Annotated in this window: 19 protein-coding genes; 14 read left to right on the forward strand and 5 right to left on the reverse strand. The window is 59.7% G+C overall.

Annotation, left to right across the window (positions count from 1 at the left end):
- Window positions 1–212 precede the first annotated feature (212 nt).
- The 14 genes from Tal182_RS14275 to Tal182_RS14345 all read left to right on the forward strand — a co-directional run bounded on the left by Tal182_RS14275 (window position 213) and on the right by Tal182_RS14345 (window position 14,930).
- Entirely contained in the window at window positions 213–1,214 is a 1,002-nt protein-coding gene (locus tag Tal182_RS14275; protein ID WP_085859837.1) for a LacI family DNA-binding transcriptional regulator, read from the forward strand.
- A gap of 168 nt (window positions 1,215–1,382) precedes the next feature.
- Complete coding sequence (locus Tal182_RS14280; RefSeq protein WP_085860942.1) at window positions 1,383–2,417, forward strand: sterol desaturase family protein; 1,035 nt, start codon at window positions 1,383–1,385, stop codon at window positions 2,415–2,417.
- Window positions 2,414–2,725, forward strand: a complete 312-nt coding sequence (locus tag Tal182_RS14285) for a MocE family 2Fe-2S type ferredoxin (RefSeq protein WP_004676509.1) — start codon at window positions 2,414–2,416, stop codon at window positions 2,723–2,725. The genes Tal182_RS14280 and Tal182_RS14285 overlap by 4 nt, the downstream gene beginning before the upstream one ends.
- Window positions 2,726–2,797: 72 nt before the next feature.
- Entirely contained in the window at window positions 2,798–3,742 is a 945-nt protein-coding gene (locus tag Tal182_RS14290) for a substrate-binding domain-containing protein (RefSeq protein ID WP_085859838.1), read from the forward strand.
- Between the two features lie 58 nt (window positions 3,743–3,800).
- Window positions 3,801–5,006, forward strand: a complete 1,206-nt coding sequence (locus Tal182_RS14295; RefSeq protein WP_085859839.1) for an FAD-dependent oxidoreductase — start codon at window positions 3,801–3,803, stop codon at window positions 5,004–5,006.
- Window positions 5,003–5,833, forward strand: coding sequence for a xylose isomerase (locus Tal182_RS14300; RefSeq protein WP_085859840.1), 831 nt, complete (start codon window positions 5,003–5,005; stop codon window positions 5,831–5,833). Before Tal182_RS14295 ends, Tal182_RS14300 begins: the two co-directional genes overlap by 4 nt.
- 198 nt (window positions 5,834–6,031) lie before the next feature.
- The gene (locus tag Tal182_RS14305) at window positions 6,032–7,669 is read left to right on the forward strand and encodes an EAL domain-containing protein (protein ID WP_085859841.1); all 1,638 of its coding nucleotides are present in this window, start codon (window positions 6,032–6,034) and stop codon (window positions 7,667–7,669) included.
- Between the two features lie 75 nt (window positions 7,670–7,744).
- A complete protein-coding gene (locus Tal182_RS14310) occupies window positions 7,745–8,254 on the forward strand; it encodes a hypothetical protein (RefSeq protein ID WP_085859842.1) in 510 nt (169 codons plus the stop codon).
- Window positions 8,251–9,423, forward strand: coding sequence for a class I SAM-dependent methyltransferase (locus Tal182_RS14315; protein ID WP_085859843.1), 1,173 nt, complete (start codon window positions 8,251–8,253; stop codon window positions 9,421–9,423). The genes Tal182_RS14310 and Tal182_RS14315 overlap by 4 nt, the downstream gene beginning before the upstream one ends.
- Window positions 9,423–11,780, forward strand: coding sequence for a SpoIIE family protein phosphatase (locus Tal182_RS14320; RefSeq protein ID WP_085859844.1), 2,358 nt, complete (start codon window positions 9,423–9,425; stop codon window positions 11,778–11,780). Before Tal182_RS14315 ends, Tal182_RS14320 begins: the two co-directional genes overlap by 1 nt.
- Window positions 11,781–11,783: 3 nt before the next feature.
- Window positions 11,784–12,344 carry a hypothetical protein gene (locus Tal182_RS14325; protein WP_085859845.1) on the forward strand — a complete coding sequence of 187 codons (561 nt, stop codon included), beginning with the start codon at window positions 11,784–11,786 and terminating at the stop codon, window positions 12,342–12,344.
- 7 nt (window positions 12,345–12,351) lie between these two features.
- Window positions 12,352–12,690: a hypothetical protein gene (locus tag Tal182_RS14330; protein ID WP_085859846.1), complete on the forward strand. Its 339-nt coding sequence runs from the start codon at window positions 12,352–12,354 to the stop codon at window positions 12,688–12,690.
- 468 nt (window positions 12,691–13,158) lie between these two features.
- Window positions 13,159–14,097: a sialate O-acetylesterase gene (locus tag Tal182_RS14340; protein ID WP_085860943.1), complete on the forward strand. Its 939-nt coding sequence runs from the start codon at window positions 13,159–13,161 to the stop codon at window positions 14,095–14,097.
- A 200-nt stretch (window positions 14,098–14,297) separates the two neighbouring features.
- The gene (locus Tal182_RS14345; protein ID WP_085859848.1) at window positions 14,298–14,930 is read left to right on the forward strand and encodes a hypothetical protein; all 633 of its coding nucleotides are present in this window, start codon (window positions 14,298–14,300) and stop codon (window positions 14,928–14,930) included.
- Window positions 14,931–15,071: 141 nt separating this feature from the next.
- On the opposite strand, the gene Tal182_RS32750 is transcribed toward Tal182_RS14345, so the two are convergent.
- From Tal182_RS32750 to Tal182_RS14370, 5 genes are all read right to left on the reverse strand, one after another.
- Window positions 15,072–15,503: a hypothetical protein gene (locus Tal182_RS32750; protein ID WP_245344773.1), complete on the reverse strand. Its 432-nt coding sequence runs from the start codon at window positions 15,501–15,503 to the stop codon at window positions 15,072–15,074.
- A gap of 456 nt (window positions 15,504–15,959) precedes the next feature.
- Entirely contained in the window at window positions 15,960–18,092 is a 2,133-nt protein-coding gene (locus Tal182_RS14355; RefSeq protein ID WP_085859849.1) for a beta-galactosidase, read from the reverse strand.
- A gap of 17 nt (window positions 18,093–18,109) precedes the next feature.
- Window positions 18,110–19,255, reverse strand: a complete 1,146-nt coding sequence (locus Tal182_RS14360; RefSeq protein ID WP_085859850.1) for an ABC transporter ATP-binding protein — start codon at window positions 19,253–19,255, stop codon at window positions 18,110–18,112.
- A 37-nt stretch (window positions 19,256–19,292) separates the two neighbouring features.
- Window positions 19,293–20,144 carry a carbohydrate ABC transporter permease gene (locus Tal182_RS14365; protein ID WP_085859851.1) on the reverse strand — a complete coding sequence of 284 codons (852 nt, stop codon included), beginning with the start codon at window positions 20,142–20,144 and terminating at the stop codon, window positions 19,293–19,295.
- Window positions 20,144–21,028, reverse strand: a complete 885-nt coding sequence (locus tag Tal182_RS14370) for a sugar ABC transporter permease (protein ID WP_085859852.1) — start codon at window positions 21,026–21,028, stop codon at window positions 20,144–20,146. Before Tal182_RS14370 ends, Tal182_RS14365 begins: the two co-directional genes overlap by 1 nt.
- Between the last annotated feature and the right edge of the window lie 53 nt (window positions 21,029–21,081).

A 21,081-nucleotide genomic window follows, 5' to 3' on the forward strand; every position in this document is an offset into this window, starting at 1 on the left:
TTTAACGGTGAATACTGCCTGCAATCTCATGCTGAATGGGGAGAAATCATAGATCGACTGCACCCGCGATACAAGCTTTCCTTGCGCCAGCAGCAGGTGCCGCTTAACCCGCTCCTGCCAGCTCTGTGAGTTTTGGGGCTCGGCTGTATGAAGAAGGACGGATTGCCCATAGGATCGATGATATCGCGTTGGCTATTCCAGGGATCTGAAAAGTGAGCAAGCCGAATTACCGGGATATCGCCCGCCAGGCCGGCGTCGGGACTGCCACGGTCGAACGGGTCCTGAACGGGCGCGGCGGCGTGCGCCCGGAGCTGGTCGAAAAGGTGATTATTGCCGCCCGCTCTCTGGATTATCCCCGCAAGCTTCCGGACACCCATCGCGGCCTGCTGCGGATAGAGGTGCTGATGGTGCGTCCTGAAACGACCTTCTATCAGAGGCTCTCCGCAGCGTTCGAGAGAATCGCGGCAACCCTCGACCCGCTGGTCATCGTGCATCGCAGCTTTACCGAGGAGATGAAGCCGGAAGAAATCGCGCGCCGCATCTTGTCGGCCGGCCTGCGGCGCGCAAGCCTGATCCTGGCGGTGCCCAGCAACCCGGTGATCGGCGCGGCCGTCGAGAAGGTCAGCGCCCAAGGCTTGCCGGTAGTCCATGTCGTCACTCGCGCCTCGGAACATACAGGCGAATTCGTCGGCATCGACAATTATGCCGCCGGCCGGACGGCAGCGCTCTTCACCAGCCGAATGGCACGCTGGACCGGTCCCGTCTTTGCGATCTGTCATCCGATCTATCAGGTGCACCGCGATCGCATCCGCGGTTTTTCGGACTATTTTCTTGAGCACCCCGGCGCCACCAGCTTCCAGTGCCTGGGATTCGGTCTCGACGAAGAGTATCTCGGCGCTGAACTCCTGTCCTCAGCATTACGGATGTATCCTGACCTTGCAGGCCTCTACAATGCCGGCGGCGGCAATTCCGCGCTGATCGATGTGCTGCGGCGGCATGCGCGCGAACGCGGCATCTTCTTCGTCGGGCACGAGCTCACCGACTATACGCGCAGCGCCTTGCAGGACGGCATCATGGATGTGGTTCTCGACCAGGCACCCGAGGCGCAGGCCAGGCGATCGCTCGATCTGATCCTGCGCCGGATCGGTTTGACCGATATCGAGCCGGATCGGGCGCCCATCCGCTTCATAACAATTACCAAGGAAGCGCTTTGATCTAATTTGATCAAGAATGGCTTCGGCACGGCGGCGGTCTCCTGCTACTTTCAAGGCGGAGAGGAGAGCCGATGCGTCGACAGCTGCGACATCTCGGCGCGAATGCGCTCTCCTCCGATCAAGATGCATATGCGGGCCGACGGCTCCGTCCGCCCGAAGGAGAGAGCAATGGACGATCTGAAATTCGGCACGCGCAACAAGCGCGGCGACTGGGCGCCGAACCAGCCGGCCGAAACCGCCCCGCTGTTTGCGTTCCCGCTGCGGCTGATGGCGATCCTGAAATGGCTGCCGCATTACTTCTTTCCCTGGAACACGATTTTTGCCGCCTGCGCCGTCGCTTACTGGGCCTGGGTCATTCCGCCGGTGGAAACAATGCGCACGCTCGGCATCGGCTGGATCGCCTGGCTCTATGCCGTGAACGCGATCTGCGTTTTGCTGTTCTACGGCGCTTTCGAAGTGCATCTCTATGTGCTGAAGCGGCAGGAAAATCGTTTCAAATACAACGGAAAATTTCCGTCCGAGCAAAAGAACAAGGCCTTCTGGTTCGAGCGCCAGAACGTCGACAACATGCTGCGCACCTTCCTGTCGGGGGTGACGATCTGGACGGCGATCGAAGCTGCAATGCTCTGGGCCTACGCCAACGGTTACGCCCCCTGGTTGAGCTTCGCGGAGCACCCCTGGACACTTGCCCTCGTTGCGCTCGTCGTGCCGATCATTCACGAGTTCCACTTCTTCTGCATCCATAGGCTCATCCATACGCCCTTCCTCTATAAGTGGGTACACTCGGTCCACCACAACTCGGTCAATCCCTCGCCCTGGTCGTCGCTGTCGATGCATCCGGTCGAGCACCTGCTCTATCTCGGCACGGCGTTCTACCACCTGATCCTGCCGTCCAATCCGGTCATCATGCTCTACCAGCTGCATTATGCCGGCTTCGGCGCCATTCCCGGCCATGTGGGCTTCGACAAGGTCGAAATCGGCGGGGACAAGCTCATCGATAGCCACGCCTATGCGCATTACCTCCACCACAAATATTTCGAGGTGAACTACGGCGACGCCCTGATCCCGCTCGATAAGTGGTTCGGCACCTGGCACGACGGCTCGGCCGAAGGCGAGGCGCAGATGCAGGCGCGCTACCGCCGGCGCAAGGAAAAACTCGCCGCCCGCAAAGCGCGCATGGAAGTCACGGGAGCAGCCGAATGAGCTGGATTACTGCTTGCAAGCTCGACGACATCGAGCAGGAAGGCGCCATCCGTTTCGATCACGGCAGCCGCACCTACGCCATCTATCGCGGCCCCGACGACAGCGTCTATTGCACGGCCGGCCTCTGCACCCACGAGGCGATCCATCTCGCCGACGGACTGGTCATGGATTTCGAGGTCGAATGTCCGAAGCATTCCGGCGCCTTCGATTATCGCACCGGGGAAGCCTTGAGGCTGCCCGCCTGCGAGAATCTGAAAACCTATCCGACAGAGGTGATCGATGGAGAGGTTCGCGTGGCTCTGATCTGAGCCCGCAACACAGGCAGGCCTGAACAGCCTCCGGAATGGATCGGGCGGCCCGGCGCCCCTTGGGAGGAAAACATGAAATCAATCTGTGTGGCGGCCATCCTGGCCGCCCTGACGACGACTGCTGCCTCGGCCGAGACGATCGGCGTTTCGATGCAGAGTTTCGACAACAATTTCCAGACGCTGCTGCGCGAAGGGCTGCAGGCACGAGCCTCCAAGCTGAACGCCGTCAGCCTTCAGATCGAGGATGCGCAGACCGACGTCTCCAAACAGCGCAGCCAGGTCGATAACTTCATCGCATCGGGAGTGGACGCGATCATCATGACGCTGACCGATACATCGGCCGCCACCGGCATCAGCGAGGCCGCCCGAAAGGCGGGCATTCCGCTCGTCTACCTCAATCTCGAACCGGAAAATATCGACAGACTGCCCGAAAAGCAGGCCTATGTCGGTTCGAAAGAAACGGATTCCGGAAGGCTCGGCGCCGAAGCCGCCTGCGATCTGCTGAAGAAAGAGGGCAAGGCCAGCGACGCCCAGGCTTACATTCTGATGGGCGATCTCGCGCATCAGGCCTCGCGCGACCGGACCTCGTCCGTCAAGGCGACGCTTTCGGCAGGCGATTGCAAGGGCGTGACCATCGCCGACGAGCAGACCGCCGCCTGGACGCGCACGAACGCCATGGATCTGACCACGAACTGGCTCACGGCAGGTCGTCCGATCGACGTGATCTTCGCCAACAATGATGAGATGGCGCTGGGCGCCATTCAGGCGCTCAAGGCATCCGACGTGTCGATGGACGACGTCATCGTCGTCGGCATCGACGCGACGCAGGACGCACTGGCGGCGATGGCGGCGGGCGATCTTGACGTGACCGTCTTCCAGAACGCCAAACAGCAGGCGGCAAGCGCCGTCGACGCAGCCGTCGCGCTTGCCCACGGCAACAGCGTCGACAAGGAAGTATGGGTGCCCTTCGAACTGGTCACGCCCAAGAACATGACCGAATACGCCAAGAAGAACTGATCCCCCGGCCGGCATCTCCTCCTCACGAGCGCCGGCCGCTCTCTTTATGGAGTACGCCATGGACGGTATCGTCATCATCGGTGCGGGCGAGTCCGGAACCCGGGCGGCCTTCGCACTGCGCGAAGCAGGCTATCACGGATCCGTTACGCTGGTCGGAGCCGAACCGCATTTGCCCTACGAAAGGCCGCCTCTGTCGAAAGCCGTCGACCGTGCGGTGCAGATGAAGCTGATCTGTGCGGCAGATGCGCTTGATGCAGCGGGCATCACCTATCTCAAGGGGTTGTCCGCCGCCAAGCTGGATGCGGCCACCGCGACCGTGACGTTAAGCGACGGTCGGCTATTGCGTTATGAAAAGCTGCTTCTGGCGACTGGCGCGCGGCCAAGGCGGCTTGCCTGCCCCGGCGGAGAGCGCGCGCTCGACTTCCGGACCCATGCCGATGCCGAAGCGATCTTTTCCAATGTCGTCCCGGGCCACAGCGTCGCGATCATCGGGGCGGGACTGATCGGGATGGAGCTCGCAGCAGTGCTTCGCGGAATGGATGTATCGGTCAGCGTCATCGAAGCCGCGCCGAAACCTTTAGGCCGCGCCGTTCCCGCCCGCTTTGCCGAAAAGCTGCATGCCCGACACGCTGCCGAAGGTGTGCGTTTCCACCTCGATCGCGGCGTTGCGGCAATCGGCAATGACGGCGTCACCCTCAGCGACGGCAGCGTGGTCCCCGCCGATCTCATCGTCAGCGCCATCGGGGTCCTGCCCGAGACTGCCCTGGCGGAAGCGGCGGGGCTGGCAACAGGCAATGGAATTCTGACGGACCGGCATCTTCGCAGCAGCGCGCCGAAGATTTACGCGGCAGGCGATTGCGCGGCGGTCGCCCAACCAGGCGGAGGGCATGTCCGCTATGAAAGCTGGCGCAACGCCAGGGCGCAGGCCGAAACGGCAGCGCGGAACATGGCCGGCGCCGCCGAGACTTTTACCGCCATTCCGTGGTTCTGGTCGGACCAGTATGATCTTGGCCTTCAGGTGGCGGGGCTGCCGCAGCCCGGGCATCAGACGGTCCCACGTGCGACGGTGGCGGGCGAGCTTGAATTCTATCTCGACGAAGGCCGCCTCGTGGCCGCCGCAGGCCTCGGCATCGGCAACGGCCTGGCCAAGGATATCAAGCTTGCTGAGATCCTGATCGCAGCAGGCATCAGCCCCGCGGCTGCGGAACTCTCCGACCCGGGATTAAACCTCAAGACCCTTCTGAAAAGCGCGCGGGCCGCATGACGCAGAAGCTGCTGGTCTTTCAGTCGCTCTGGGCCATGGAGCGCCGGCACACGGACGGGTTCGAGCCCACACTCGATGAAAACGTCGCGATGATTTCCGATGCGGGCTTTGATGGCATCAGCGCGCACTACACCAACCGTGCGGATGTCATTCGGCACGAAGCCATCCGGGGCACGGGCTTGAAGATCGAAGCGGTCTGCTTCCCCCGCTGCGTCGAGGATTTGCGTCTGCCGCTGGAACTTGCTGCGACCTTTCCGGTCAGCCACATCAACCTGCAGCCCGATATCCGCCTCCGCCGTATCGAGGATTGCCTGCCGATTCTCGATGGCTGGATGCGGCTCGCCGAAGATACGGGTATTCCGGTATTCATCGAAACCCATCGCGACAGGATGACGACGGACCTGTTCTTTACGCTCGATCTGCTCGATCGACGTCCCGATTTGCCGTTGCTGGCCGATCTGTCGCATTTCCTGGTGGGTCGCGAATTCGCCTTTCCGGTTGATGAAGAAAATCACGCGCATGTCAGGCGCATCCTGCAGAATGCCCATGCTTTTCACGGCCGTGTCGCTTCCCGCGAGCAGGTGCAGATCGAAATCTCCTTTCCGCACCACCGGCCCTGGGTCGATCTCTTCCTGCAGTGGTGGGACTACGGCTTTCGCCATTGGCGATCACGCGCAGCCGATAACGCCGAGCTGGTCTTTACCTGCGAATTGGGGCCTAAACCCTATGCGATCACCGGCAGAGACGGTAACGACTCGACGGACAGATGGGCCGAAGCTCTCGCGCTGCGCCAGATGGTGCGCGAACTGTGGGCTGCCATTGCCTGAGCCGCAGCGCACGAACTTTTGATGGCGGCAGCCATTTCGTCAGACCAGTGCGCTCGCATCCACAGCCGCACGCGCATTGGCAGATGTTGGGGATTGTTAATCAGAAATGCCTAATGTATTTCTTGACGTGCACAAGTTGTGCGGCAGTTAAGTTGCTATAATATCTGGTATGACATCCAACTGGGGAGAGCCTCCGACATGGGGAAAATTCCTGCTGCCCGCTTGGCCCTCGAAAAAACGGAGGCGATAACTTCGGGCCTAATCGACCGGCTTTTGTTCTTTGATCGCGATTTCAACCCCGTTGAAAATTTGCTTGGCAATGCGCTGCCCGCTTCTGTCAAACCAGCCGCGTCTTTTTGGGAGCATTTCCCGGAGCTGGACAAATCGGCAATCATGCTCGCTTTCCGTTCACTGGATGACAGCGCCCAGCCTTTGCGAATAACAGGCGCACTCGGCGGATCACATGACCTGACGATCTATCGGATCGGTGATCTGTTTGCCGTGGTCCGATCCGAGGAGCAGGTTGACGACGAGCGCGCCACGCTTTTACATCTCGCCACCCACGATCCGCTGACCGGACTGCCGAACCGGCGCCAGTTCAGCGAGGACCTGACTGGGTTGTTGCAGGAGACCGCCGGATCGGGCGAAACTCTAGCATTGATGCAACTCGACCTGGACGATTTCAAGCCAGTAAATGACACGCTGGGGCATGCGGCTGGCGACAAACTTCTTCAGTCGGCTGCAAGGCGTATTCAATCCTGCCTTTCCAGCAATGACAGAGCCTATCGGTTGGCAGGTGACGAATTCACGGTGATATCCGTGGGCGCGGCCAAGGCGCACCGCTTGGCGGAAGATCTGGTTGCTGCGTTCAAAAAACCTTTCCTGATAAATGGCATCGCGGTCTTTGTCGGTACCAGCATCGGCATATCCAGTGCTCCACGGGACGGAACAAGTCCGGACCAGCTTATGAAGGCTTCTGATCTCGCGCTCTACACTGCCAAGAAAGAAGGACGCGGTCGGGCAAAGGCCTTCGACGTGACAATGCTTGAATTGCTGGAGCAACGGGAACTGCTGCGCCGCAGCCTGCGCATGGCGCTCGCCCAACAGCAATTCTATGTCGAATACCAGCCCATTGCCGAGGGCGACTGCATTGTCGGCTTCGAAGCGTTGCTGAGATGGCGCCACCCCCTGCTTGGAAAAATTCCCCCGGCGGTATTTATTCCGATGGCAGAGGCGGACGGGATGATGCCTGATATAGGCGCTTGGGTTTTGGAGCAGGCATGTCGTGAGGCCATGAAGTTGCCGGAGAACTACATAGTCGCCGTCAATCTGTCCGTGGCCGAATTCTTGACAAGCGGCCTCACCGACCGGATTTCCCAGACGCTGGACCTGGTCGGACTTCCGCCCGATCGTCTGGAGCTCGAAATAACGGAAAGCGTGCTGCTCGAGCGGACCGTCAACAACATCGATACGCTCAACACCCTTAACCTGCTGGGTATACGAATTTCGCTTGATGATTTCGGTATGGAATATTCTTCCCTGAGCTATCTGAAGACATTCCCTTTCGACACGATCAAAATCGACAAATATTTTATCACCGATCTCGAGACCGATCTGAAAAGCCAGGCAATTGTCCGCTGCATCGTGAACCTTGCACATGACCTCGACATGCAAGTGACAGCAGAGGGGGTCGAAACCTCTGGTCAGGCGGAATGGTTGCGCGGCGTGGGTTGCGACAGGCTTCAGGGCTATTTGGTCAGCAGACCGCTTCCCGTGGAGGCAATTGACGAATTCATAAGCCGGGCGGAAACATCCCAAAGCCAAGCTCGGCCGTAGGACGCGCACGACTTTCGCGCGGTTTTTGGATAAAAATGCAAATCTGACGCTCCAGACGGACGATTGGAGGGTGTATTGGAAGAGGAAGCATCACGCTTCGACGATCCGGCATTTTCGCCGATGGTATCGCTTGAGATGAATGTCGCGGTGTTCAAATCTCAATGGCAGTTTTGCGACGAGATCACCGAATATCTCTCCGACATTCTCGGCCAGGGTCACAGCGATCCCGCTCGCTACTCCAACTTTCTTTCGGTCGCGGCAAACGAGCTCATTGAATTTGCCTTCCGCGCGACGGACAGGAGGGGAAGGATAAGCTTCAGCCTCTATCGCAGCGCGACATTCAATCGGCTGAGAATTGCATTTCCTTACGAGGAAGAAATTGGCCGCAAGCATGCGAAGCCAAGATCATCAGGGAAAATACAGCCCTTCGACAGCGGGTCCGGCCACTTGGTCGCAAAGTCGGACAGGACTGCTTTGCTCGACAATTTGGCAGCAATTTTCGGCGCCGTGATCCGCGTCGAGAAAGACGACGCGGATGGGATCGAAATCATTGCGGATTTCCCCTCGGCCGAGGACTTCCAATGAGCCTTCTTCCCCTGTCCTTCACCGTGCGGTCTGATCCGACAAATCAGGAGCTCGTGCTGTCCGGCAAGATGCGGCCGGAAAGCGCCGCCGAGATTGCCGATGCCCTTGAGCTGGTACGGCAAGGTTTGGAAAGATACAGCGGTGTTGTTTATCTCAATGTCAAACGCCTGACGCACATCAATATGACGGCCTTCACCGCCCTGGCCGATGTCATCGCGGCAGGCTGCCGAACAAGGCCCGACCGGCAGATCAAGATCATTACGTCGAGCGTGATGGCATGGTCTGCCTCGCTGTTCGAAATGCTGGCGGCAGCGCAACCCAACCTCTCCGTCGAGGTCTACGATTCCGCCTTTTATCCGGGGCAAAGCTTTGTCGAGGACGAGAGCTTCATTCCCATTCTGCGCACGCAGACGAAAATGACATGGAGGCACGAACGCGAACTCTTGCCACGCCATGGTCTGCGCAACGGCCTGATCATGGCCGATATCTGTTGCGGCATTGGTGATTTCGCAGCTCTGGTACAACGCGAATTCAACCCGACGCGCCTTGTCGCACTGGACCACTCCGTACGCAGTCTCGACTATGCCCGCAAGGTCGCCACCGAGTTCGGCCTGGAAGGCATCGAGTACACTTATGGCGATGCGTCTCAGATGCTGCTTCGAGACAATCAATTCGAGTTCGTGACCTGCCGGCACTCGCTACAGATTTTCGACCGGCCCGAAATGCTCCTGCGGGAGCTTTATCGCATCTGCAAGCCCGGTGGTCGTGTCTACATCACGAACGAAAAGAATTCGCATTGCCTTGGCGAGCCACACTCGGAATCGATAAGATGGACTTACGAGGAGGTGGCGAAATTATTCAGGCACTTCGACATGGATGTCGAGATGGGACCGAAAAGCCGCCATCTGCTGCTCAATGCCGGATTCGACGACATCAAGGTCGACTGCTTTATGGTGACGAATCTTGACGGCGATCCCCAGGACTTTGCAGACATCATCGAAGCCTGGGAAAATGTCTATGCAGGCGAGATGGCCGTCCGCCGCGGCGACTCGCCGGATTTCATTCGCAGATTCCGGCAAGGATTCAAGGATCACGTCTTTGCCGCTCTTCACCCTAAGGGTTACGCAGGCTGGCCGATCTGGGCAGCCTCTGGTCGAAAGCCGCTGTAATGGACGGGGGATCATCGAAAGGACCGGTGGGACTGAGCTCATTTCGGGCGAAATTCATCCTGGTCGTCGGTGGAGCCGTTCTCTTCGACTTGCTGGTCAGCGGTGGCCTGGCGCTTTGGAATGTTCAGAGGCTGTCGCGTGACGCAACGCTCGAAGTCGGCCAGGGCCTCGAAGCCGCCAGCCAGGAATATATACGCACCTACGCCGATTCGACCGCAGCCCAGGTGAACCTGCTCCTGCGCCAGGTTCACAACGACGTCGACACTTTGGCAGGCGTGCTGCAGGCGCAGATCGACAACCCCGCCCGCAATTCCGATGTCGGCGCGGCGATCGCCCGCACGTCGCCTGGCAGCATCAGTCTGTCTTACGACGAGAAAGGGAAGTGGTCTCAGAACGCGCCCGGCTCCGCTTCGGTCGTCAGCGTCTGGGGTTACCTGCTCGGTGAGGACCATCAGCCGAAACCCGACATCAGGCGCGATATAGAGACAAGCGCGGTTCTCGATCTCGTTGCGCCGAGCCTGCTGCAGCACGGCGCTTCAAAGCTGCAGATGTATTACATCGGACCGAGGGAACGACCGATCTTCAGAACGGCACCCTACACCGACCAGGCTCAGACCTTCGACCGCCTTTATCCCGGGCACAACGAAGCTGATTTCTGGAACTTCTTTTTTCCTGGTCTGTATGAGTCCTGGCAGGGCTGGGCCAGGAACACGAAGACGCGACCGGTCGCAGACGATATCACACAGACGGCTCCTTATACCGATGCCATCACCGGCAAGCTGATCGTCAGTTTCTTTCATCCACTCTGGACCGCCGACCGGAAGGACGTCGCCGGAACGGCCGGCGCCGACATCACGCTCGACCAGCTCGCCCAGACGGTCGAAAACGTCAAGGTGGCCCAATCCGGCTTCGGATTCCTGGCAATGTCCGACGGAAACGTGGTCGCGATCAACAGCACCGGGGAAAAAACGCTCGGTCTGCGTTCCGCAAGCGGCGCGAGCGGAACAGGCGTGACCGGGCTGGAGCGTTCCTTGAAAGGAAGCGGCCAGCCTGCGATAGCGAAACTGGCGCTTGACCGGGAACAGGGCATTCAACATCTGCTGCTGCAGCGGGACGGCAACGAGGTCCCCTATATCGTCATCGTCAAGAAACTGCCCGCGACCAATCTCTGGTCCAGCGGCCCGGTTCGGCAAGAGGCTATGTTGCTGGGCGTGGTGGTGCCGGAACGGGAAATCGACGCCTCCCTCTATGCCGCCCAGGCGAAGATTTCCGAGGCCACCAACCGGATCGTGATCTATCAGATCCTGGCGATCTTGATGTCGCTGCTGATCGTGACGATCGCGGTGTTTGCGGCTTCGAAACGTATAACGAGCGGGATCAGCGCACTTGCGGGGGCCGCCAAGCGGATTCAGGCGCAGGACTATTCGGTCAGGGTGGCGATAACAAGCAAGGATGAGGTCGGCGCGGCCGGTGAGGCCTTCAACCGGATGGCCGAACAGATCAGCTATCATACTGAAAATCTCGAGCAACTCGTCGACGAACGAACCGCCCAGATCGAAGATCAGAAGGAAGAGATTTCGACGCTGAATGCGCAGCTCGAGCGAGAAAATCGTCGTCTGGGAACGGAGCTCGCCGTCGCCGAGAGAATCCAGCTCATGGTTTTGCCGCTGCAACAGGAGCTCGAGGAATTTCAGGACATCGAGATCGCCGCCTATATGCGACCTGCGGAAGAAGTCGGCGGCGATTATTACGACGTCTTGAAGAACGGAAAGCGGTTGAAGATCGGCATCGGCGACGTCACCGGCCACGGGCTCGAAAGCGGCGTGTTGATGCTGATGGTCCAGTCTGTCGCTCGCGCCCTTCAGGAAGCGGGGAACACCGACGCCGTCAAATTTCTGGCGAATCTAAACAGTGCCCTGTTCAAAAACATAGTCAGGACCAGGATCGACAAACATCTCACCCTGGCCTTTCTCGACTATGACGGCAAGGAGATGATCTTGTCGGGACAGCACGAGGAAGTTGTCATCGTGCGGTCGAACGGCGAGATCCAACGCATCGACACCATGGATCTCGGCATACCGATCGGATTGGAAGCCGATATTTCCGCCTTTATCAAGACCCGTGAAATCGCCTTCGAGAAGGGCGACCTCATACTCCTGCATACGGACGGCGTGACAGAAGCCGCAAACGATGCGGGAGAGCTGTTCGGCATCGAACGTCTCTGCAGCGAAGCACTTCGCTTGAAAGGTCAGAGTGCCGAGAAAGTCGTTTCTGAAATTGTCGCGACGCTGATGCTCTTCGTCGGATCGCAGAAGATCTATGACGACATCACGCTTCTCGCATTACGGCATAGGTGAGACATGGCGTCCACAATATACGGCATCGAATCTCTGGCGGACATCAGCCTGGATTCCGGTGCTCGCCTGACATTAAGCGATGGGCCGCTTCAGCTTAGATGGAAGCATTCGGGAATGACTTCGGACTTCATAGCGGAGATCATGGCGTTGCCCTACTCCCGGTCGAGGAAAGATTACCTGCAGGCGCATCATGATATTGGATACCTCAGCAACGAGCTGATCGAAAATGCGGTCAAATTCCGACGGCCTGGCGAGATCCTCATCGAAGCCGGCATAATCGATGGAAGCTTTCTTATCAGGGTGAAGAATGCCATCGACAGCGCGACAGCGTCTCGCTTTCAGCAGCTCCTGCATCGCCTTCAATCGAAGGAACCCGGTCTACTTCTTCTTGAGCAAATCGAAATCAACGCCATATCGCCGGAAAGCGGTTCCGGTTTGGGCCTGCTCACCCTTTTGAGCGATTACGATGCGAGAATGGCATGGACATTCGAAGAGAATAAGGACGAGCATATCATACTGACGACGACTGCAGCTGTGGCGATGCCCCCCTCCTCCAATCTGTGAGCGAAGAATGGAAATCAGCGACGAAAACTTCCGCGTGTGGGCGGAAAAAAACGAGGTGTATTTTGATGGCGTCTTCCGCCTGGCAGGCCCGGACGCCTATGCGCCGATCTATTCACTGATAACAGGCCTGCTCCATGAGGGGCACAAACAGGTGACGTTCAACCTGACGGGCCTTGAATTCCTGAATTCGTCGGGCATCAACCTCCTGGCGAAGCTGACAATCGAAGCCAGAAAGATGGGCGACCTCCTGCTCATCGTCAAAGGCACCAATCAACATCCGTGGCAGGCAAAATCCCTCCCGAATCTGAAGAAGCTGCACCCGCTGCTCGATTTGCGCCTGGCGTGATTTGCGGCAAACAACTCTCCTTCTTCATTCCTCTCTCGGGCTGACCCGCGGGAGATGCAGTCGCGCGCAATAATGCCAACGACCGCGGTGATGCCCCACCAGATCGACCCTCCCGCGTCGACCCCACCAGTTGGCCGCGACGAATAGCGGGTGCTCTGCTCCCACGTTGTCCTCGGGTCACAATCTGTGATCGTCTATCAGTGGACGAGCAACGGGAATTTTCTCCATGAAGCTGATGCTGCGGAGCACGATTTCTCACCCATCCGGATGATTGTAATCACTGGTCCGATCTATAGTTTAGAGCAGGTTTTTGGCGACGCCACGCGACTAGTCGACGATCGGGCTCGGATTTCGCGAAGAACTCTTTTTGCAAAGAGCATGCCCGAGCAAGCAGATGTGGCAGGTGTAAAGGAACTTTCGTGGCTGGACTAGCTTCGAATAGTCCGAATGATGTTTAAAGGTAACAACATGCGTAAAACAGTAGCAGTCGGCCTGGCAGCTCTGATTGCCATGTACCTTCTCGGCGGCACGAGCGCGAGACATGAGATCTTTCCTTGGCCGCAACTTTCCGCGGCGAAGAAAATGGTAACCGGAGAGCAGACGGCAGCTCCAAGCCGTTATACTTTCGACGATAAGGAACGACTCATTGCCGATGAATCAAAAACCGCTGTGACCTGCCCGACTCAAACTGATCGAACTGCTGTCCTACTCATTCTTGGCCAATCGAACGCGGCCAACTACGGTGGACAACGGCACCGATCGGATTATGGCGCTCGCGTTGTAAACGCCTTTGACAAACGGTGCTTCATCGCGGCGTCGCCGCTTCTTGGCTCGACCAATACCAAGGGAGAGTACTGGACGCTTCTTGGGAACAAATTGATCGCGTCGGGACAAAACGACAGCGTCGTCCTCGCACCTCTCGCATACGGCGGATCAGAGGTCGCACGATGGGCGACAGGCGGTGACCTCAATTCTATGCTTGTCGATACAATGAAACAGCTTCACGATTCCGGTTATCGGATAACGAGCGTCCTCTGGGTGCAAGGAGAGGCAGACCTCGTTCACGGCACCACCGGGGAAGCCTATCAAAAACATTTCATGTCGATGGTCGACACATTGCGTCAGCACGGCGTCGAAGCACCCGTTTACATCTCGATCGCATCGAAATGCCTGGAACCGAGCAACGGTGGCTTCAAGGAGCACATTCCCGACAATGCGATCGTACGGGCGCAACTGGCCCTATCAAGAAGTGGCCACGGTATCCGAGAAGGCGTCAATTCTGACGCGTTACTCGATGGAGACGACCGCTACGACGATTGCCACTTCGGGGGCACAGCCGGAGAGAAAGTGTCTCAGGCCTGGCTGAACCTTCTGCGTGGCGAGAGCCACCTGGAAAGCTCGCGATAGTCTTCCCTGAACCGGTTCTGGCGCCTTCGCGAGCTTCGACCATGGCCGCCCGCAGGTCGAATCCCGGATGCTTCTTCTGGGACCATAGCCGGGGCCCTTCGCCAGACCTCCGTCCGATGTGCAGAGCGCGATAGCAATCTATCCTCCAAGTCAGATCTCGTCGTGCAGTTGCACGGCATCTGGTCTCATTGGAGGAAACGATGCGGATAACAACTTTAGCGTCCCTGGCCGTGCTTTCGCTGACGCTTGCAGCAAGCCCGGCAACGATTGCGGGGCTCGACATGAGCGCACTGGCAAAGGACGGCGGGAACGGCGGCGGCAATGGTGGTGGCAACGGCGGCGGTAACGGCGGTGGCCACGGAAACGGTGGCGGCCACAACAGCGGTTCAAACCACGGCAATTCCAACTCGTCAGCCGTGAGAGGCAAATCGTCCGAGGCACCGGGCAAGTCCAAATCGGGCAAGTCAGACACCGCAACGACCAGCACCAAGGAGAAGAACCTGTCGGCGCAACTTGCGGGCCTGAATTCCTTGAAACGAAATTACAGGGCGTTGATGCATACATCGGACCCGCGCATGGCTGCCATATCGGCCTATGCCGTGGCTTATGCCCAGTATGAAATTGACAACGGTATCGAGCCTGCGGCCGACGATCCCCTGCTGGGCGATCAGGCGCTGGAGGACGCGTTGGCTTCCGCAACGAAAACCGGTCAGGTCAGCCCGACGGTCCTGGATGAAGCCAAGACTATTCTCGGGGTTGGCGATGCCGACGGCAAGATTGATCAGATCCGCACCTCGCTGGAAAACGCCGCGTCGGCGGCGCCAGACGAATAGCCACATGGCGAGATGTGAGAGGTGCGAAGCCGACTCTGGTAAGCTTCGCACCGAACTGAGAGCATTTCCGTTTCTGTCTGCGTCCGGAAATGCTCTATTTTTTTGCCAATTTTCCAGCGGTCCAAGCCTTCTTATCGGCCATTATGCATTGGCCAACTCAGCTTTCAGATCGGCGAAGGCCTCTCTCACATAGTCAGAAAGGGACTTTTGTCCCTGCTCTTCCGCCCAGCGGTCGATCGCAAGGCGCAACGCGCCGACAGACACCATCGCCACCACGCGCAGCGCCCGGCGTCGCTCCGCCTGCGGCCAGATTTCGCACAGCACCTCGAATGTCGCCTGCTCCATCTGCAGATATTTGGTCTGGTTGCTAGACGCAGCGTCTATTTCGGCGGCGATGGAGGCTATTCGACGCACTTTGCCGGGATCGGAAATCGCCTTGGCGCTCCGGACATCGCGCTTCTTGGAATCGGCGCTTATGCGCCGCGCTGGTTCATGAAACCGGTCCATATGGACCCTGCCGAAGCAGTCGTCGCGCACAAGGACTTGGGCGCAAAACTGAGCATCGGCATGCACTTCGGTACTTTTCAGCTCGCGGCCGAACCCTTTGAGCAGGCTCGGGCGAGCCTGCGGGAAGCCTTGGAGAAAGAGGGGGTAGATAAGGACAGTTTCGTCACCCTGCAGGAGGGAGAGACCCGTGTTTATGACATGGAACGCAGTGGGGAGGCCACTCTGAAATCAGGAGCGGGGCCGGCGCTCGAAGAGAATTCGAATATGCAACTTGACAACCCAGATAGTCGCTCATCCCAGTGCTCGTCATGGGGATCCAGAGCGCCCAAGTGCTTGGGCGCGGGAGACTCGCTTCCACCCCAGGTGAGTGGTGCCGACGCGCGGTGGCTGGATTCCTGTCACATCAGCCCTGAGGGACAGAAGAAGGGAGGAGAAGTGACGCCCCGCAGGGTCTCAAGGACGAGGCGGGTGCAACGACGGCGGGAAGGGCTACCACATCGTCAACGTTCTGTGTGCCGCCTCTCACCCCTCCAACTCAACAATCGCACATCCATACCCCCCAAGCTCCAGCCTCCCCATCACCCTCTTTTCCCCATCCAGCAGATCCCGCCCGGCTGGCACACCACCCACCGTCACAGCCTGATCCATATAATTCTGCACGAACAGCAGCCGCCGCTCTTCGTTCATCCTCATCGTCACCTCCACACCCTCCGGCAACCCGCCGACCAGCGGCTCGATGCCGGCTGGCGCAAACAGCCGTTCCGTCAGCGCCTCGGTCAGCTCCGGCGTGAGATAGGTGCCGAGATAGACCACCTGCCCCCTGCCGACCTTGCGGGAGGTCGCCATGGGCTGGCCTTCGGCGTAGCGGTTGGACCAGGCGGCGATGACTTCGACATCGGGGGCGATGGTGAGGTTTTCGTAGAAATGGCCGGCGGCCATTTCGCGGTTGCCGATCTTGAAGCGGCGGACGCGGCGATTGCTTTCGGCCGGTTTGTTCGGCGGGATGACGAGGCCGCCGGAGCGCTCCATCACGTCGAAGAGGCCGTTGGCGCCGGGGGCGGCGAGGCGGCCGAAATCTTCGACGCGCACGCCGGTCAGCTTGGAAAGCGCGGTGCCGGGAGCCGTCTCGCGGATGACGTGGTTGTCTTGCGTGCGGGTGCCGGTGCGCGCGCCGATGACGACAGTACCGCCTGATGCGGCGAAGGCTTCGAGCCTCGCCGTCCATTCGTCCTTCCACATCACCCAATGCGGCACATAGAAGAGCTTCAGCTTGGAAAGATCATCCTCGGGGTGGATGAAGCCGCAGGCAATACCGCGATCGTAGCAATGCTGATGCAGCAGGATCGCATCGTCCTGCGGGCTCGGCAGGCCGATCGGATAGGTCTTGTGGGCTTCCTGATTGTCGAAATCGGAGCCGGCGATGCCGACATCCATGCGCACATAGGTGCCGAGGATCTTCGGCTGCAGCGCCGTCATCTCGGTCGCGAAGCGCGTGGCCTCCTCATAGCGGTGGCGGCCGATATCGTCATGGTCGATGATGCCCATCCAATAGATCTCGGCGCCGAAATGGGCGGGCCGCCAGCGGAAGAACATCAGGCCGTCGGCGCCGTGGGCGACCGAGGAGAGCGCCATGCGGCGCAGTTCGCCCGGCTCCGGCGTCAGCGTGCAGAAGCCCGGCTGGCTGCCGAAGCCCGATTGCTGTTCGGGCACGATGTAATTGCCGGAAAAACCGCGGCAGATATCGAGGTGCAGCGCCTGCACCTTGGCGTGGTTGCCGAGCCGCATGAACTCGTCATAGAGCATCGGATAGATGTCGTAGCCGACGAAATTGAGATCCTTGCTGAACTGGCCGCGGAAATCGATGTCCCGCAAGCCGCCGAGATTGTGGAAGACGAACCAGGAAGGCTTCACCGCGCGCAAAATCTCCACCTGGTCGTGCTGGAAGCGCGCCGTCGAGAAGGCGAGGAAGCGGTGGTAATCCTGCAGATGGCCGGGGCTCGGGAAGGTCGGGCCGAATTCGATCGGCAGCACCACCTGATCGAAGCTGTCATAGGCCGTCGCCCAGAAATCGCCACCCCAGGCGGCGTTGAGCTTTGATATCTCGCGGTATTTATCGGCGAGGAAGGCCTGGAATTCGCTGAGCGTCGCTTGGGAAAAGCTCTCCGGCATGCTGGTGTTCAGCTCGTTATCGGTCTGCCAGCCGACGACATGGGGATTGTCGCGATAGTGCTCGGCCATCGCCCGGGTGATGCGCTTGCTGTGCTCGCGAAAGACAGGGCTTGCCGTATCGCAATGCTGGCGCGAGCCGTGGCTCATCGGTCGGCCCTTGCCGTCGACCCTTAAAATTTCAGGCTGTGCCGCCGTCAGCCAGCGCGGCGGCGTGGCCGTCGGCGTGCACATGATCGTATCGATGCCGTGGCGCCCGAGGATTGATATGGCGCGGTCGAAGAGATCGAAATCATAGGTGCCGAGCTTCGGCTCCAGAATGTGCCAGGCGAATTCGGCCATGCGCACGACATTGAAGCCGGCTTTCGCCATGCGCTCGGCATCGCGCTCCCAATAACTTTCGTCGACATGCTCGGGATAATGCGGCACACCGACGAGGAAGCGGTCGGTCTGGACGGTGTTCCATGCGGAGAGGGTCTTGTCGGACACGGGCGGTTCTTTCCTGATTATTTGTCGAGGATGGGCTTGCGGGCGCTGAGCGTGCGGCCGCCATCGGTGGTGAAGAGATAGAGCTCGTTCGCATCGAGCTTCAGCGCCACCTTCTGCCCGGCGGCGAAGGGCGCGACGTAAGAGAGCTGCGCGGTGATGTTGCCGGTGCCGCTTTCCGATGCGATGGTGCGGAGATTGCCGGCATCGACATAGAGAATGGTCTCGCGGCCGAGATGCTCGACGAGGCGGACCTCGCCATGGATGGCCCCTTCCTCGCTGCCCTCGGCCACCACCGAGATCGCCTCCGGCCGCACGCCGAGCGTCAGGCTGGAGCCCTGCACAAGCGACGTCGGCTGCGAGAGCTCCACCGTCAGCGGTGCAAGGCCGGGCGCGGAAACCATCACGCTGCGGCCGGAGACGGCGTCGATGGTGACGCCGAGGAAATTCATTCTGGGCGCGCCGAGAAAGCCGGCGACGAAGGGATTGTCGGGGTTGCGATAAAGCTCCAGTGGCGAGCCGACCTGCTCGATGATGCCCTTGTTCAACACGACGATGCGGCTTGCCATAGTCATCGCCTCCACCTGGTCGTGCGTGACATAGACCATGGTGGCGCCGAGCTCGGCATGCAGGCTGCTGAGTTCGACGCGCATCTGGGTTCTGAGCGCCGCATCGAGGTTCGACAGCGGCTCGTCGAACAGGAAAACCTCCGGCGAGCGGGTGATCGCCCGGCCGATCGCCACGCGCTGGCGCTGGCCGCCGGAAAGCTGCTTCGGGCGCTTGTCGAGCTGGTCGCTGATCCGGAGGATCTTGGCGGCGCGGGCAACGGCCGCATCGATCTCGGCCTTCGGGCGCTTGGCCATGCGCAGGCCAAAGCCCATGTTCTCCGCCACCGTCATATGCGGATAGAGCGCGTAGGACTGGAAGACCATGGCAATGCCGCGATCGCCCGGCTCCTGCCGCGTCACATCGCGGCCGTTGATCACGATTTGGCCGGAGGAGATGGTCTCCAGGCCGGCGATGCTCTTCAAGAGCGTGGACTTGCCGCAGCCCGATGGCCCGACCATGACGATGAACTCGCCCTGCGTCACGGAAAGATCGATGCCGCGCAGCGCGTGATAGGCGCCGTAATTCTTGTTGATCTCACGAAGTTCGAGGCTGGTCATGTCCTGGCCCTCTCTTGTTGAAACGGAAGACACCGGCTCATCCCTTCACCGCGCCCATGGTGAGGCCGGCGATGAAATGCCGCTGCATCAGGAAGAACATCACGACGGGCGGCACCGCGACCACGATCGTGCCTGCTGAAACCAGGTTCCAGGCCGAGACCCACTCGCCACGCAGATTGGCAAGGCCTGCCGTCACGGGCTTGACGCTGTCGCTGACGGTCAGCACCACGGCCCAGAAATAATCGTTCCAGACGAAGGTGAAGATCAGGATGGCAAGGGCGGCGAGCGCCGGCCGCACCAGCGGGATCACTACATGGATTAGCGTCTGGAACGGCGAGGCGCCCTCGGCGCGGGCCGCCTGGAACAGCTCATCCGGCAATGCGGCGATGAAATTGCGCATGAAGAGTGTCGCGAACCCCGTCTGGAAGGCGACGTGGAAGATGATCAGCGCCACGGTGGTATCGATCAGGTCGAGTCGCACCATCAGGTCGCGCACCGGGATCATCATGATCTGGTGCGGCAGGAAATTGCCGCCGACGAAGAGCGCGAAGATCAGAATGTTGCCGGGAAAGCGGTAGCGCGACAGCACAAAGCCCGCGAGCGTCGACAGCATCAGCACGCCGATCACGGAAGGGATGGTGATGATCAGGCTGTTGAGGAAATAGCGCGCCATCGGCGTGTCGGTGAAGACGGCCCGGTAATTGTCGATGAGGCCGATCTCGGTCGGCCAGCCCCAGAGATTGCCGCCCATCACGTCCGCCGTCGAGCGGAAGGACGTGAGGATGATCGCAAAGAGCGGGCAGAGCCAGAGGATGAGCACGAGGACGACGGCAGACACATAGAACCGGCGCTGCCAGGTGGCGCTTTCCGGAATGGGACGAGGATACATCAGCCTCCCCTCTCTTCGCTGCGGATGATGTGGGTGAGATACCAGGCGATGAAGAAGGCCATGATCACGAAGAGCACCGAGGCGATCGCCGCGCCGTAGCCGAAGCGGTAGGAGAAGATCGACTGCTCGTACATCTGGTAGGCAAGCACCGAGGAAGAGCCGAACGGCCCGCCCGCCGTCATCACCGAGATCATGTCGAAGGAGCGCAGCGCACCGACGACGGTGACGGCAATGGCGATGAAGGTGACCTGCGTCAGCTGCGGCAGCACGATGTGGCGCAGCATGTTCCAGCCCCTCGCCCCATCGACGCGCCCTGCCCCGATCAGCTCTTCGCTCAGATTGTTGAGGCCGGCGAGATAGAGCACCATGCAGAAGGTGATCTGCGGCCAGAGGGCTGCGATGACGATCGCGAAAGTGACGAAATGTTCGTCGGAAAGCACGGCCGGCGCAACCGCCCCGAAGGCCCTGAAGATTAGCGCCAGGAGGCCGAACTCCGGCGTATAGACCCAGGTGAAGACGACGCCCACCGTCACCGAGGCCAGCACCAGCGGAATGAAGAACAGTGATTTCAGGATGCGCATGCCTGCGATTTTCTGGTTGACCAAGAGCGCGATGGCGAGCCCGATCGGCGGTGCCGCCATGAACATGACGAGCCAGATCAGATTGTTCTTCAACGACACGTAGAATTGCGGATCGCTATAGAGCTCGATGTAATTGCCGAGCCCGATCCACACCATCGGCCCGAAACCATCCCACTCGTGAAAGCTGATCCAGACGCTGCGCACCGCCGACAACAGGATGACAGTGAAGAACAGCGCGATCGCAGGCGCGATGAGCAAAGTCGGGGTAAGCCACCAACGCTGGCGGCGCCATAATGTCTGCATCTCTGGAGCCTCAAATTATCTTGGGAGCGGGCTGATGCCCCAAAGCTGTTGAT

This window comes from Rhizobium sp. TAL182 (assembly GCF_002117725.1).
Taxonomy (GTDB): domain Bacteria; phylum Pseudomonadota; class Alphaproteobacteria; order Rhizobiales; family Rhizobiaceae; genus Rhizobium; species Rhizobium esperanzae.